The sequence below is a fragment of the Prevotella sp. oral taxon 313 genome, from assembly GCF_003043935.1.
GTDB classification, from domain to species: Bacteria; Bacteroidota; Bacteroidia; order Bacteroidales; family Bacteroidaceae; genus Prevotella; species Prevotella jejuni.
On sequence record NZ_PYXE01000001.1, the window covers coordinates 2,232,222 to 2,246,850 of the forward strand.

The window sequence follows — 14,629 nt, forward strand, 5'->3', positions numbered from 1 at the left end:
GTAGAGAGGGGTTCCGAACATGGAGTTGCTGAATAGTCACACCCGTTAGCTTTCAGTCAACAACCATCACCCACCAACCAATCACCTTTTACTGTTCAAACTCTGATCTCAATACGTTCAACACGCTGTCTACGGTCTCTTCCTCCAAGTCCGCCTTTTCTATCAGCATCTCTCGTGGAGCATTGAGCACCTGACGTGCTGTGTCGAGTCCGATACCCTTGATGGCATCGATAACCCACTGATCTATCTCATCAGAGAATTCATCCAAGTAAATATCCTCCTCTGCGTTCGTTTCGTCAAGTTCACGGAACACGTCAATGGTGTATCCTGTCAGCATACTTGCCAACTTGATATTCATACCACCACGACCGATAGCAAGACTAACCTCCTCTGGCTGCAAGTAAACCTCGGCCTTCTTATTCTCTTCGTCAACTGTCAAGCTGCTCACCTTAGCTGGTGCAAGTGCACGCTGAATGAAGAGTTTGGTATTTGCTGTCCAATTGATAACATCGAGGTTTTCGTTGCAAAGCTCTCTAACAATGCCATGAACACGGCTACCACGTACACCTACGCAAGCACCTACTGGGTCGATACGCTCGTCAAAGCTCTCAACAGCAATCTTTGCACGCTCACCAGGCATACGAGCAATCTTACGAATAGCTATCAAACCATCGTTGATTTCAGGCACCTCAGCCTCAAGCAGACGCTCAAGGAACTCTGGGGCAGTACGTGAGAGGATAATCTTTGGATTATTATTCTCGTTATCAACGCGATGGATCACCGCACGAACTGTCTCACCCTTACGATACTGATCACGTGGAATCTGCTCGCCCTTAGGGAGAATCAACTCGTTATTCTCTTCGTCAACAAGCAGTACTTCACGTTTCCAAGTCTGATAAACCTCACCAGAGATAATCTGACCCACACGGTCCTTATACTTATTATATAGAGAATCGTGCTCCAGCTCAAGAATCTTAGAAGCCAATGTCTGACGAAGATTCAAGATAGCACGGCGGCCAAACTTATTGAAATCGACCTCTTCACTAACATCTTCACCAACCTCATAGTCTGCTTCTATCTTACGTGCATCCGTAAGACTAATCTCCTTATTCTCATCCTGAACCTCGCCATCAGCCACAACCACGCGATTACGATGTATCTCGAAATCACCCTTATCAGGGTTTACAATCACGTCGAAGTTCTCGTCACTACCGAATATCTTAGCGAGTACGTTACGGAAGCTCTCCTCCAAAACGCTCACTAACGTGGTACGATCGATGCTCTTGGTATCCTTAAACTCCTTGAAAGTCTCGATCATATTCGGACGTTCTTCCTCTATTTTCCTTGCTGCCATAGCTTTACTTGAAACTTATTATGTATTTTGTATATTTTACTTCATCCATCTTGTACGCATGGTCTACGTCCATCTTTACAGGACGCTTCTTGCCTTCCACTTGTACCTTCTCGTTGACAGCCACAATAAAGTCGTTGCCATCAACACTCTTCAATACGCCTTTGACTTTCTTTCCATCCTTACCAAGCACCTCTACTTCCTTTCCGATGAAGTTGTGATACTGCTGTGGAACTTTGAAAGGTTGACCTAATCCGGCAGAGCCTACCTCAAGTTCATAGTCTTCCTCATCACGGGAAAGACGGTCTTCGATATACTTGCTCAACTCTACACAGTCTTCAATCCACACACCATCGGCATGGTCAATTTCAACGACTATCTTGTCGTCAGAACTGATCTGTATGTCAACCAGGAAGTACTCCTTACCTTCCAGCCACTCGTCAACGAGTCCTTTTACAACGTTTTTATCTATCATAAGCGTTTTAATATGAAAAATGAGGGACTATTAAAAAGCCCCTCATTCCTCTGAATGAGTGCAAAGTTACGAATATTTTCGGCATAGACCAAATGTTTTACAGCTTTTTTTTATCTGCTTATAAGCGATTTAGACGAAATATATCCAAGGTTTTTCTAACCCGAAGAAGCCATCGATTCCAAATTCTTTTCATGAAAAAAAATATTTCTTTTCATGAAGAAAAATATTTTTTTACATGAAAAAAAAATCTTCTCGTCATGAAAATAATTCTAAGTCTACCTTTATTTAGATTGATAGGACGTAGGATGAAGCAGTATAAGGTTCATTAAATCAGTTATTAATAACTATATACACGCTCTTAGAAATCCATTAGGAACAACCAAGTTGATAGCTTATTGTTTGATAAAACGGACGATATCTTCTAAGACTTCTGGTGAGACGGTTTCTTCTATCATCCTATACTCTGAGACATTTCCCGTCTTACAATGTTGGAATAGATGGTTAAGCGAGGGATACTCTTTGATGATGTTTTTCGGATTAGGCTTTAGATGGGCCTTTATCCCCGCTAGATTAAGCGACGATATCACCTGAATATCACGACTCCCATTAATAGCCATAACAGGACAAAGCGTCTTTGAGATATCCGCTGATGGGTCATAATCAATAAAGAAATTCAACCAAGGTGACCTCTTTATAATTGCATTCATACGATACTGATGCGTAGAGTAACGCATTGATTGCCCCGTAAGTTCGAGTATCTTGTTTGCTTGTGCTGTCAACGCCGTGTCTCCTTTCACGCCAACCCCAGCCATACTAATGACAAAATCAACTTTCCCTTTCGCACCCAACATGAAGGCTATAGACCCACCTTCACTATGTCCGAGTATGCCGACCTTACCAAATTGCTTCGAAGTGCGCAGGAAATCAACTCCACTTGCAGCATCTCGCATAAAGTCAAGCGTCGTTGCATGTCCCACATCTCCGCCTGTCGATTTACCAAAACCTCGGTCGTCATACCGCAAAGTGGCTACACCATGCCGTGCCAGATAGTCTGCTATAACAAGGAAAGGCTTATGATCGAAGATTTCTTCGTCTCTGTTCTCCTGCCCACTCCCAGTAACCATCAAGACGACAGGTGTCTGTCCTTTCTTATAACCAATAGGGTATGAGAGTGTTCCTACAAGTGTTGCGCCATCTGCAACGTTCTTAAAAGCCACTTCTTCTGTCTTGTATGGATAAGGAGCTACGGGGTTCTGTGGCCGATTTAGTTTCTCTTCTCCTCGCTTCAAGACTAACGGGAAGGATTGACCTTGTGTAAAAGTACCGACTATCTCATCTCCTTTCAATTTTCCTTGAAAGCTGAGAGCCAAACTTGCGAGGCTTACACTGATAGAATCAGACAAGCAGTAGTCTGTCTCTACCGCTATTCCCTTCGCCCCTTGATCGGGACTATCGAGCGTACATTCAGCCTTTCCTTGTGCATCACAGTTCACATGCAACACAATTGTCAATGATTGTGGACCAAGGTTCAGCTTGCCCATCCAATCTCCTTCTATGGGTTTCTGCGCAAAAGCTCCAACCCACGAAAACAATAAACAAATGCTTAAAATAATCTTTTTCATTACTATAAAAATTAAAGAACAAAGTATTATAAGGGAAATATGCAACTAAGAAAACATCGTTTCTAAGTCGCTCTCTTTTATCATTCCACACCCTCTTTGGTGCTGAATAACAAGTAAATAGCGTTTACACAGGACAAAGATAACAAAAAAACTTATAAGTCAACTCCTTTGAGAAGAAATATATCATATAAACGAAAGATATTTCACATAAGAAATAGTTTACCTTCATTTTATTTAATAACACGTAAACAGATAAATAAAATGGCTATATAAAAATAAGGCCTATAAGTCCCTACCGAACTTATAAGCCTTATTCTTTCTTTTATAATGTTCCCTCTATTTCGCCTTTGTTTTGTTCTTTTTATCGACGACAACACTGCTTGCGGGTTCAATCTTGACTAATGGCTGACTAACAACTGGCTGTAGAAGTTTCTTATACTCGGCTGGATGCTGCAAAATCTCCACAGCTTTTTTCCACTGCTTATCAAACTGCAGACTATTCTCTATAGAACCTTTCTGATAGTAGTAAGCTGACACAAGATCGCTTGTCAACAGCTTCTTTAGTGCCTGCTTGTTATATTCAAGGTCTTTGGCAAGGTTATGTGTGAGTTTCTTCTCCAAAGCGTCAAACTCTGGTTTAGCATCATCATAATAGCCTTCGAACCTTGCTAATTTCACAAGATTCTCTAAATACTTCTGACTCTCACGGTCGTATTTGAAGCCACTCTTCATCACTGCTTGCTTAAAGTCCTCAAAGTCGGCATCTGAAATGACGAATGTTTTTGCAGGACCGATGGTTGGATGCTTCTTAATATACTGTAATTCCCAGTTCCACATCACCTCCGTAGAATCGCGACCAGAGGAGGCAAGATAGAAAGCAATATTAGGTAAAGAGTCTGGACGTACCTCTATATCTGGCTTAATACCACCACCATCACGCACTTCACGTCCGTTTGCCGTATGGAACACATGTGTTAATGAGTCGGGAACATGCTCTGTGTACCCGCCATTAGCATGCTTGTAGTTGATTGCCTGTATGCAACGCCCACTTGGGATATAATACTTACTTGACGTGAGCTTTAAGTTTCCATTATAAGGGAGGTCCATTGACACCTGTACAAGCCCTTTACCGTAGGTGCGAGTACCAAGGACTACAGCACGATCGAGGTCTTGTAGACTACCACTGGTAATCTCACTTGCACTCGCTGTCTCGTCATTCACCAAGACAACAATCGGCATAACGGTGTCGATAGGTTCGACTGTCGTCTTATACTCTTTGTTTGCACGCTCCATCTTACCTACGGTCTTGACAAGGGTTATACCCTTCGGTACAAACATATTTACGATGTTAACCGCTTCTTGTAAACTACCACCACCGTTGTTGCGAAGGTCGAAGACAAAGGAGGTCATACCCTGCTTTTTCATATCAAGGAAGGCACGACGCACATCCTTAGCACAACCCGTTGTGAAAGAGTTGAGGTTTAAGTAGCCTACTCCACCATCCTGTACACCATAATAAGGTACGGCTGGGAGCTGGATAGCACGACGAGTAATCTTAAACTTCATCTTCTTATTCGTTGATGGACGCTGAATAGTCAGGATGAAGGTCGTACCAGCATCGCCGCGTAGATGATTGCTGACGTAGGCAACATCCTTCCCCACCATTGAAGAATCGCCTATAGCAAGAATGACGTCACCTTTCTTCAATCCAACTTCCGCAGCTGGCATATTCTCGTATGGCTCATCTATCACCGTGTTCTTTAACAAGAAATTATAACGAATCAATGCACCGACACCAGCATACTTACCCGAAATCATCAAGTCGAGGTCTTTAACCTTGTCTTCTGGGTAGTAAATCGTGTAAGGATCAAGTGAACGGAGCATGTAATTGATACCATTACCGATTACTTCATCGGCATTCAGCGTATCAACATACATCAAATCAAGATACTTGTAAATAGCCGAAAAAGTCTCAAGGTTCTTTGCTACATTGAAATTATGCTCCTTCTCCGCAGTGCTTTGTGCCATAACAGACCCACTGAAAGCAAGTAGCCAGAGTCCGAAAGCCAAAAACAATTTTCTCATTATATATTATTCGTTTGTTGTTTAATACTGTAATAATGGGACAAAAGTACATTATTATAATGGAAAACACGCCTTCCAACGTACGAAAATAAAGAAAATTACGATTTTATTGAAATTTTCTTCAAAAACATTTGGTAGTTTCAAAGAAACATACTACCTTTGCAACCGCTTACAAGAAATAAGCAATACAAACTGCTTCAGTAGCTCAGTTGGTTAGAGCACCTGACTGTTAATCAGGGGGTCGTTGGTTCAAGCCCATCCTGGAGCGCATCAAAAGGAATTACGAAAGTAATTCCTTTTTTTATTTTATACGCTTCCAAGAGACTTTACTGTTAGTTCTGTAGCAAGATGTGAGAATTAGTCTAATTAGCCTAATTGGGCATATTAGGCTTAATATGATGATAGAAAGTAATGGAAGGTAGAAAAGAAAAAAGGCGTATGCCCCCTTTTGAAGGAGATGCATACACCCACTATTATATGTAAGTCTGAAAAGTTGCTCTTACTTTGAGCGCCAGAGACCATGGAGGTTGCAGTACTCACGTGCGTAAACCTCAGTTGCATCAGTCTTGAACTCAGCTACTGGACGGTCTGTTGGCTCGAGATACTTACGGAGAACTTCGTTGTTATTAGTTACCAACTCAATCCAAAGGATAGAGTGAGCCTCTGTCATTGGGTGCTCAACTTCACCAACAGTTACACGGTAGCCACCTTCAATCTTCTCAACAACAGGTACGTGCTTCTCTGTAGCAGCATCAGTAGTATTCTCAACTAAATGCTCCATACCAGCAACACCACACTCACCGCCTACTAATACTTCAACGATCTGACCACTCTCTGAACACTTATATAATTCGTTTCGCTTTGACATAATAAATTATTTCTTAATGTTTTATGTCTGCAAAGATATATCTATTTTCCGAAAGAAACAAACTTTCCGCTTGTAAACATTACAAAATTTACATACTTTAAGACTTTATTCGTTACGATGGCTACCTTGTATTTACACAATATCTTACCTTATTAGCAATCAAAAACATTATCTACTCCATCCTTTTCCACCATCTTTTACCATCGTATTGACGCCTAACACCAATGGTGTTAACGCCCAGCACCAATGGTGCGAACCATGAGCACGCAAAGTGCGGAGGGCTAATCACCAAAGAAATCATCATATAAAGAAGTACCACATGACGTTAGGAAAAACGTATAAAACAAAAAGTAAGTCTCCTTAATATGATAAGAAGACTTACTTTCTCAAGGTTGATACACCTCTAAATATAGGATATTACATAGAAAACTGTATGCTTTTATCTTTTTATCTGATAGCTGTACTTACTTTACAACTATCTTCTTGCCTGCATGGATATAAACGCCACGCTGCGTAGGCTTGCCAGTGAGTCGCTGACCAGAGAGTGTGTAATAATACTTATCGCCCCTGCTCTGTTTAGTATCAACCTCAACTCCCTCAATACCAAGAACTTCTCTCGTCACGTTATTGACTACATACTTACCATTCTCCTTTGTTGATGAGATAACAAAGTAAGACGTTTTCTTCACGCGTTCGATGTCTAAACTTTGATTACCACTGGCATTTGAAGCCGTACCAATACTAAACACAAAGTTCACATAGTCATCTGCTTTTGTGAGCGTATAGTCCTTATAGAACCAAGTCTTACCATTCAGGGTTGTCTTTGAAGTAACCTTATCACCCGGCCATGCCGTTGCTGTGTGCGTACCACCCCATGAATGATAATTCACGTATGTCTTCCAATTCACCTGATCAGTATTCACATAGACACGAATCGTCTCTGGTGTGAAGGGGACTGGAGCCGTAACCTGATAGCTGCGAGTAATAACCTTACCCACTACACCACCTGCCAACAATGCCACTTTCAAGGTTGTTTCACCCTCAGGGAGAGTTATCTCCGTTCCAGAAGCCACCTGCGTACTGCTTGCCGTTGGCTCTGTACCATCCGTTGTATAAACAAGTTTAGCTCCCGCATTGGCAGACACCGCAGTTAGTTTAACCTTTAAGTTCTCTACTTCATACTGACCACTCGCCTTATCAACCCAAGGCATCTCTGCATCATTAGTCAAATAATAAGCGTAGTGATAACCACTCAACAACTTAGTATAACGTGAAGTAGGAACTATTAGTTGGTTAGCATTGCTACCCACAACGACCAAGAGTTTTCCGTTCGTACCTGTTACAACATTGGCATAATAATCTTTTGAAGAACGATAGACCTGATAACTGCTCGTATTCGTTACCCCAGCTAACTTACGAGCATCGATCATTGACTTTATTTCCTTTGGATAAGCAAGATAATGAGTATAGAAAACACAAGGTGTTCCAGGCATTGCCAAGAGATAAGCATTGGCTGCTAACGTATCTTTACGGATAGGATCTGGGCTGTAACCGCTCGTCGTACCCCTGTCTTGAACATCATGATTTTCAACAAAGGTAACAGCATATTGCTTATAAGAACCATTATCAATATTAAGCCCCGTAGGTCTTGTATCACTAAGAACACGCCAATCATTCTGATTGATAGCATCACGAACAGCATAGCGGAAAGCAAAGTCAAAGGCAGCACTACGTTTTCCTGTGGCATCAATCCACGCCTTTACAGTATTCGCATTGCCGTCCCAAAACTCACCTACCGAGTATTTTACGTTTGCTGCTGTATTATAATCACCAACATGAGAAGCGCCAAATCCCTTCACCATATCATATCGGAAACCAACATAACCGAGGTCATTAAGCAAGAAATTTTCGTATGCCTTAACAATCTTCTGAACGTTACCACTCTTGTGATCAAGGTCGCGCATACCGCCCCAACCTTCTCCTTCGTCATTGTTCTGACTAAGTTGAGTGCCCGTTTTTCTTGCTTCTGTAGCAGCCGCTCCACCGTCATCATCAGCACAAACATCCGTAGAAAGGTTCTGATATGTTACTCCCTTATATACTTCTGCAGGGAAACCAAACCATCCATTATTCGTTCCATGATGGTTGATAACCACATCGGCAATCGTACCAATCTGCTTGTTCTTGAAGGTAGTAATCATACTCCTCAATTCCGCCTCGGTACCGAACGATGAGTTCTGATTGAAGTAATAGAGCGGATCATAGCCCATCGACTTCGAGCCAGCAGCCTTACCACTCTGCGGACCCCACACAAGGTCGAAGTAACCCGATAGGTCGTCGGCTTTCTTTTCAAGCACTGTCCACTGCGAATCGTCGAACGAATCCCAATAAAAACCTTGTAACATCACACCGCCATAACTACTTGGCCAACCCTGTGCCATAGCACATAAGGATAGAAAGAGTGTGCATAAGCAAGTCAAAATACGTTTCATATAGATTTTGATTTTAGTTATCTCTTGTTGATGAGTGCAAAGTTAGTGATTTTCAATACATTGTCTTTCAATACGGATAACGGCATACGCTTTTTTTCATGCAAACGTTTGCACTTCGAGCTGGGTATATTCACGACCACAACTAACGGCTATGACCTCCCCACGTCTTCCTTTCCTCCACCCTACGATACGCCCATTCTGATTCAAGATAATACACTTTCAATCACTACCAATGCTTAATAATGAGAGTTTCAAGCCTTGAGACTGTGCGTTTCAGAGCCTGAAACTCTGTGTCTCACAGCCTGAAACTGTGTATCTCATTGCTTGAGACTATGCGTTTCAAAGCCTGAAATGATGAGTTTCATAGGTTGAAACTTAAACAAACAATATATACCACTAATGAAAAAGACTATCATTGAAGAGGAAAGATAAGTCTTTATGACATACAAACAGCGTACTTTAACGTTTTTCTTGATAGTAAACAGCTTATTAAAGTATAATCGTTACCTTTGTAATCTAATACAATAAAAATCATTGTCAAGCTTTACATTTCCACCTTCTGAGCTGTAAGAATAGTGTATGATACATGAAAATACTGACATAGAAAGGCTTTTCAAGCGTTATTACCAACCGATGTATCGGGTGGCAAAAGGGATTCTCTACGATCAAGATGAATGTAAAGACGTGGTGAGTGACGTGTTTGCCAAGGTCTTTGAAGAGGGTATAATACTGCTTCCAGAGACGGAGGAAGGCTATTTGATAAGGGCTGTTCGCAATCGTTGTCTGAATATTATTGCACATAAAGACATACGAGAAAGGACCTCAAAACTACTTTTGAATGATGCTGAGACTATTCTCTCCGAACATGACGAAACCCTACTTGACCGCCTAATGCTACTCATTGAACATTTAGAGCCGCCTATTCGTCGTCAGATTCTGCGCCTACGTCATGTGCAAGGACTACCCTTTCAGCGCATTGCCGATGACTTAGGAGTGAGCAGAGTAACTGTGTATCACCATCTTTCAGAGGCTATTAACATCATTAAAAGGCAACTTAACCAAGCAAGACAATGAACAACAAGCAATCAGAAGAGAAACAAAGGATATTCCTCAACATGCTGGACCATCCTAAGAAATACACCACGAAAGAGATAGAAGCACTGCTTGCGGATGAGGAGATAAGCTCGTTTGCATCCAATCTGGCTATGACTAAACGTGCAATGAAACGTCATGAGGATGAGCACATAGACGTTAATGCCGAGTGGGAACGCTTTGCGATAGAACATTCTATACCACAAAGACGCAACTGGAAGCGGATTGCGGCATCTACTATCGGTATCATCTTTATATCAGGCTTGGCGTTTGCTGCTACAGTTCAGTTGGGTATTCTGCCTTTCTTTAATAGTAAAGAGGAGGTTGAAATACACCCAAAAACTACTCATATAACGGCTACAGACTCTATAAAGAAGGCGCAGGCAGAACGCAAAGCAGTTTCAGACAGCCTTAACCGAGTACTCCTTCACAAGACAGATAGTATTCCTCCGCAACCTATTGTGTTTGAGGATACATCCTTGAAGACCATCGTTGATGCTATGGCAGCATATTATCATGTCGACGTGAAAGTGCTAAATCCAGTATCAACACACATCCGTCTCTACTTCAAATGGGATAGACAGTGTAGTCTTCAACAGAATATTGAACTGCTGAATGCCTTTGACCGCGTAAAAGTTAGCTATTCTGATAACACATTAACAATAGAGTAAAGCTATGGAAAGATATCTTATTATTCTGCTACTCCTCATCAGCTCGCATGGAGTATCAGCCCAACGTATCAGTCGACAATATAATAATGTATCCATGGCGCAGGCGTTGAAGGAGATAAACTACCTGCAAAACCGATACACCGTGAACTTCATTTACAACGACTTAGAGGACTTCCGCATCACTACTAACATCAAGAATAAAAGTGTTCCAGATGCTATTGAACAACTCATAGGCTTCTATCCCATCCGAATGACACGTCGCGGAGACGTTATCATGGTGGAATGTACACACAAGACAAGGCGACATCTGACAGGAAAGGTCATTGATGAGACCGGACAGCCAGTGCCTTACGCTAATGTTCTACTATTGTCTGTTGTCGACTCCACTGCTATATCAGGTGGAGTTAGTAATGAGAGTGGTGTCTTCGTAGTACCATTTGAGCCATCAAAGGTCATCGCCCGCATTAGTTACGTGGGTTATAAACCAGTTTATCGTACCTTTTCAACAGAACAAGCAGGTATCATTCAGCTTCAACCCGATGCCTTAAAACTGAAGGAAGTGACCATTAAAACGTCCCGTCAACTATACAAACAGACCAGTGGAGGGATGAGTATCAACGTTGAAAATTCCCTTTTATCGAAATTAGGAACAGCTATGGATGTCTTAGGACAGCTCCCTCGTGTCACAACCAATGGTGATAATGTGCAGGTGTTTGCCAAGGGTACGCCGCTAATATACGTCAATAATCGCAGAATAAGTGATATGAAAGAACTTACGGAACTAAAGTCTGACAACATAAAGAGCGTAGAAGTCATTACAAGTCCCGGTGCGCAATACGATGCACAAGTACAGTCTGTCATCCGAATCAAAACTATTCGCAGGCAAGCTGACGGTCTTAGCTTTCGCAATGATACTCGGATAGAATACAATGGGAAGTGGACAGGTTCGGAGGCAACCAAGTTTACCTATCGAACTAAGCACTGGGAGCTTTTCAATAACCTCACTTGGATGAACTATAAAGACCAAGAGAAGAATTATCTCTGCTCTCAAATACATACCAGTAGAGAGGATATTGAGACGCAACAACATATCAGATACGAGAGTAACCATAATATCCTTTCTGAAAATATTGGTGCTTCTTACTTGATAAATGATAGCAATACCATCGGTGGAGCTTATCGTTATTACACCGACTATCACATGGATGGGTCTATAGATAACAACCAAAACATCTATAAGAATGGTACTTTAGAAGGAACAATAGCACAGAAAGGAGACGTGGAAGTGCGTGTTCCTGCTCGACATCAGGCAGACTTGTATTATGTGGGACAGCTTGTAAAACTTAGCATAGATTTCAATGCTTCTTACATGAGTATAGGCACAAAAGAAAGGCACGTCCAATCGGAACACTCCAACGAGTTCCCTAACCGTGAAGTACACTCCACGGGTAATCAACACAGCAACCTCTGGGCAGGGAAACTGGTTCTTACTCACCCATTATGGGGCGGAAATATATACTGGGGAACGGAACTTTCCAGCACAAACTCACGTGGGGATTTCAATAACAAAGAGCAGATTGTAGCGGCATCAGAGACCAATATCAAGGAGAGGTATCATGCGCTATTCACTGAATATACCCATTCTTTCGGCAATTTCATACTTAACACAGGACTAAGATATGAGCATGTAACCTCCAACTATTACTCTTTTGGAGTGAAACAAGACGATGCCAGTAAACATTACAGCAATCTCTTCCCTTCCTTTTCCCTATCATGGAATCACGAGAAGTGGAGCTTTCAACTCAATTATAACAGTAAAATCCATCGTCCAAGCTACCGTACTCTGCGCAACTTCATACAGTATAACAATCGTTATGCCTATGAAGGGGGTAATCCGGAACTGCATCCTGAACAGATACACAACGTAGAAATAAACGGGATATATCGTTGGTTGAGTCTCTCGATAGGCTATAAGTACTACAAAGACGTGATGTTCTGGACTCATAAACTATACAATAATCAGGCTATCTCATTCTCTTCAACCTACAACTACGACCATTCTGAGAACCTTTATGCAAGTATCTCAGCTTCTCCTAAGTTCGGGTTATATCATCCAACAGCACAGTTTCATTACATGCAGCAGTGTTTCCACGCACCATCAGACGATGGAACATTAGTGAAGAACAGCCCTTGTTTCATCTTCTCATTAAACAACACGTTTGCTTTCAGTAAGTCTTTCATAGCAAGCATATACTTCAGAGCACGCACGAAGCTGTACGATGGATTCCAAACAATCAATGGATTCGCAAAGACCAATATATTTCTTCGCAAGTCATTCTGCAACGAAAAACTCATATTCACAATCTCGGCTGACGATATCTTCAAGTCCGAACGTGAGCGATGGACGCTTCATGGCTATGGAACAACATTAGACAAAGATTGCTACAACTACTCCCGCGCTGTCTCACTGACCGTCACTTACAACTTTAATGCTAAGCGAAGCAAATACAAAGGTACGGGTGCTGGTAATGCAGAGAAGTCCAGATTGTAGCCAAGCAGAACTCATATAATAGACATTATCAGCGTATGGTAATGGGATTTTCACGCCTTGAGACTGTGTGTATCAGCGCCTGATACTCTGTGTCTCACATACTTGAAACTCTGTGTTTCATGGGCTTGAGACTGTGCGTTTCAAAGCCTGAGACGATGCGTTCCATAGGATGAAACTCTGCGTTCCATGTATTGAAACTCTGCGTTCCATGTATTGAAACCCTGCGTTCCATGTATTGAAACGATGAGTTTCATAGACTGAAACTGGAATGAGACATATCTGACACGAGGACAGATATACACAAGGAGCATGAAAAAAGTGCGCTGGCTAACAACGAACCAACGCACCTTAAATATATAAATAGAAATTCAGAGTCTATGGAACAAGTTCCATGGTGCAGTGTGACTTGCTGTCACAAGAGAGATACAACTTGATGTTGTACTTACCAGCTGTTACGTTGATATTACCGCCCTTAAAGGTGATGTTATCCAATGAACCGCCCCAGTCTAACACCCAATCACTATTCGCACGGAACTTCATCTCACCTGTTGTCAGGGTTACGTTATCAAGTTCCCAGCACTTTTGAGCCGCATTGTAGGTCATTGCTGCATCTGAACTCCAACCATTAGGAGTGGCAGAACCAATGATACCGACACTATTAATTGCGGTGTAAGTAATGGTTTGTGAGGTCAGATCAAGGTCTACCTTATAGAAACCAGCAGGCTCAGTCATGACAATGTTAGCACCCTTCTCTACAAGATTCTGACCATAGTCAGTACCATTCCAATTCTGTTGGGTAGCAAACTTAAAGCCGTTCTGATTGAGATACATAAAGCCTGTGTACTTGCCATCAGCAGCTGGACTATAGAGCGGATCACTGAATGACCAACCATTAGCGTCGCCCGACATATAGAGATACTGTGTGAAGGCAGGAGCAACACAAGTGACCTTTGCCTTTACATTCTGCGACAGACTATAGCCCTCGCCACGCTGTAATTTAATCTTATTGGTCACCGCCATGGCAACTTCATGCTGGTCGCCATTCTTACCATAAAGGTTCTCTATGGCAGAAACAAGTTCTGTACTCTTCACCTTTCCCGCATCGCTAACATTCAAGGTTGCCGTCTTATTGTTGTTAGAAAGTACGGCAGTCAAGGTCTGTCCAGCAACGGCATCAGTTGAAACCACTGATGGAGTAAAGAGCAGAACAGAGTCGGCAGTCACCGTATTGAAGTCGATTGCGGGTGCTTCAGCTACAGTGAACTTCACAGAGTTAGCTGTCTCCTCAGCATTAGACTGTGGCTTAGCCCACTCTTCATATTCATTGCTACCACAAGAAGCAAGGAGCAGTGCAGTACTTGCTAAGACTAATATCTTCTTCATATCAATTCTTGTTATTAAGAAGAAGGTGTGCCCTAAGGT

Annotated in this window: 10 protein-coding genes and 1 tRNA gene; 4 read left to right on the forward strand and 7 right to left on the reverse strand. The window is 42.1% G+C overall.

The window, feature by feature from the left end:
* Window positions 1–88: 88 nt before the first annotated feature.
* The 4 genes from nusA to AXF23_RS08825 all read right to left on the reverse strand — a co-directional run bounded on the left by nusA (window position 89) and on the right by AXF23_RS08825 (window position 5,533).
* Entirely contained in the window at window positions 89–1,354 is a 1,266-nt protein-coding gene (gene nusA / locus AXF23_RS08810; RefSeq protein ID WP_089365723.1) for a transcription termination factor NusA, read from the reverse strand.
* A 4-nt stretch (window positions 1,355–1,358) separates the two neighbouring features.
* Entirely contained in the window at window positions 1,359–1,826 is a 468-nt protein-coding gene (gene rimP / locus AXF23_RS08815) for a ribosome assembly cofactor RimP (protein WP_107625035.1), read from the reverse strand.
* Window positions 1,827–2,218: 392 nt separating this feature from the next.
* A complete protein-coding gene (locus tag AXF23_RS08820; RefSeq protein ID WP_107625036.1) occupies window positions 2,219–3,448 on the reverse strand; it encodes an alpha/beta hydrolase family protein in 1,230 nt (409 codons plus the stop codon).
* A gap of 336 nt (window positions 3,449–3,784) precedes the next feature.
* On the reverse strand, window positions 3,785–5,533 hold the full coding sequence (locus AXF23_RS08825; RefSeq protein WP_107625037.1) for a S41 family peptidase: 1,749 nt from the start codon (window positions 5,531–5,533) through the stop codon (window positions 3,785–3,787).
* Between the two features lie 194 nt (window positions 5,534–5,727).
* On the opposite strand from AXF23_RS08825, the gene AXF23_RS08830 reads away from it, so the two are divergent.
* Window positions 5,728–5,801: transfer RNA gene (locus AXF23_RS08830), tRNA-Asn, on the forward strand.
* 231 nt (window positions 5,802–6,032) lie between these two features.
* Here AXF23_RS08830 and AXF23_RS08835 read toward each other — a convergent pair.
* Window positions 6,033–6,401 (reverse strand): desulfoferrodoxin family protein, encoded by a 369-nt coding sequence (locus tag AXF23_RS08835; RefSeq protein ID WP_107625038.1) that lies wholly within the window; start codon window positions 6,399–6,401, stop codon window positions 6,033–6,035.
* A 464-nt stretch (window positions 6,402–6,865) separates the two neighbouring features.
* Complete coding sequence (locus tag AXF23_RS08840) at window positions 6,866–8,842, reverse strand: alpha-amylase family glycosyl hydrolase (RefSeq protein ID WP_107625844.1); 1,977 nt, start codon at window positions 8,840–8,842, stop codon at window positions 6,866–6,868.
* A gap of 630 nt (window positions 8,843–9,472) precedes the next feature.
* Here AXF23_RS08840 and AXF23_RS08845 point away from each other — a divergent pair.
* From AXF23_RS08845 to AXF23_RS08855, 3 genes are read left to right on the forward strand one after another with little or no spacing between them, the layout of a single operon-like run.
* Entirely contained in the window at window positions 9,473–9,967 is a 495-nt protein-coding gene (locus AXF23_RS08845) for a sigma-70 family RNA polymerase sigma factor (protein WP_107625039.1), read from the forward strand.
* The gene (locus AXF23_RS08850; protein ID WP_107625040.1) at window positions 9,964–10,656 is read left to right on the forward strand and encodes a DUF4974 domain-containing protein; all 693 of its coding nucleotides are present in this window, start codon (window positions 9,964–9,966) and stop codon (window positions 10,654–10,656) included. The genes AXF23_RS08845 and AXF23_RS08850 overlap by 4 nt, the downstream gene beginning before the upstream one ends.
* A gap of 4 nt (window positions 10,657–10,660) precedes the next feature.
* On the forward strand, window positions 10,661–13,207 hold the full coding sequence (locus AXF23_RS08855) for an outer membrane beta-barrel family protein (RefSeq protein WP_107625041.1): 2,547 nt from the start codon (window positions 10,661–10,663) through the stop codon (window positions 13,205–13,207).
* 375 nt (window positions 13,208–13,582) lie between these two features.
* Here AXF23_RS08855 and AXF23_RS08860 read toward each other — a convergent pair whose 3' ends face one another.
* A complete protein-coding gene (locus AXF23_RS08860) occupies window positions 13,583–14,590 on the reverse strand; it encodes an Outer membrane protein SusF domain-containing protein (RefSeq protein WP_107625042.1) in 1,008 nt (335 codons plus the stop codon).
* Between the last annotated feature and the right edge of the window lie 39 nt (window positions 14,591–14,629).

What these genes read in the sequence shown, in the direction of transcription:
- nusA (WP_089365723.1), bottom strand. Translation starts at nt 1,354, where the DNA reads ATGGCAGCAAGGAAAATAGAGGAAGAACGTCCGAATATGATCGAGACT.
- rimP (WP_107625035.1), bottom strand. Translation starts at nt 1,826, where the DNA reads ATGATAGATAAAAACGTTGTAAAAGGACTCGTTGACGAGTGGCTGGAA.
- AXF23_RS08820 (WP_107625036.1), bottom strand. Translation starts at nt 3,448, where the DNA reads ATGAAAAAGATTATTTTAAGCATTTGTTTATTGTTTTCGTGGGTTGGA.
- AXF23_RS08825 (WP_107625037.1), bottom strand. Translation starts at nt 5,533, where the DNA reads ATGAGAAAATTGTTTTTGGCTTTCGGACTCTGGCTACTTGCTTTCAGT.
- AXF23_RS08835 (WP_107625038.1), bottom strand. Translation starts at nt 6,401, where the DNA reads ATGTCAAAGCGAAACGAATTATATAAGTGTTCAGAGAGTGGTCAGATC.
- AXF23_RS08840 (WP_107625844.1), bottom strand. Translation starts at nt 8,842, where the DNA reads ATGGCACAGGGTTGGCCAAGTAGTTATGGCGGTGTGATGTTACAAGGT.
- AXF23_RS08845 (WP_107625039.1), top strand. Translation starts at nt 9,473, where the DNA reads ATGATACATGAAAATACTGACATAGAAAGGCTTTTCAAGCGTTATTAC.
- AXF23_RS08850 (WP_107625040.1), top strand. Translation starts at nt 9,964, where the DNA reads ATGAACAACAAGCAATCAGAAGAGAAACAAAGGATATTCCTCAACATG.
- AXF23_RS08855 (WP_107625041.1), top strand. Translation starts at nt 10,661, where the DNA reads ATGGAAAGATATCTTATTATTCTGCTACTCCTCATCAGCTCGCATGGA.
- AXF23_RS08860 (WP_107625042.1), bottom strand. Translation starts at nt 14,590, where the DNA reads ATGAAGAAGATATTAGTCTTAGCAAGTACTGCACTGCTCCTTGCTTCT.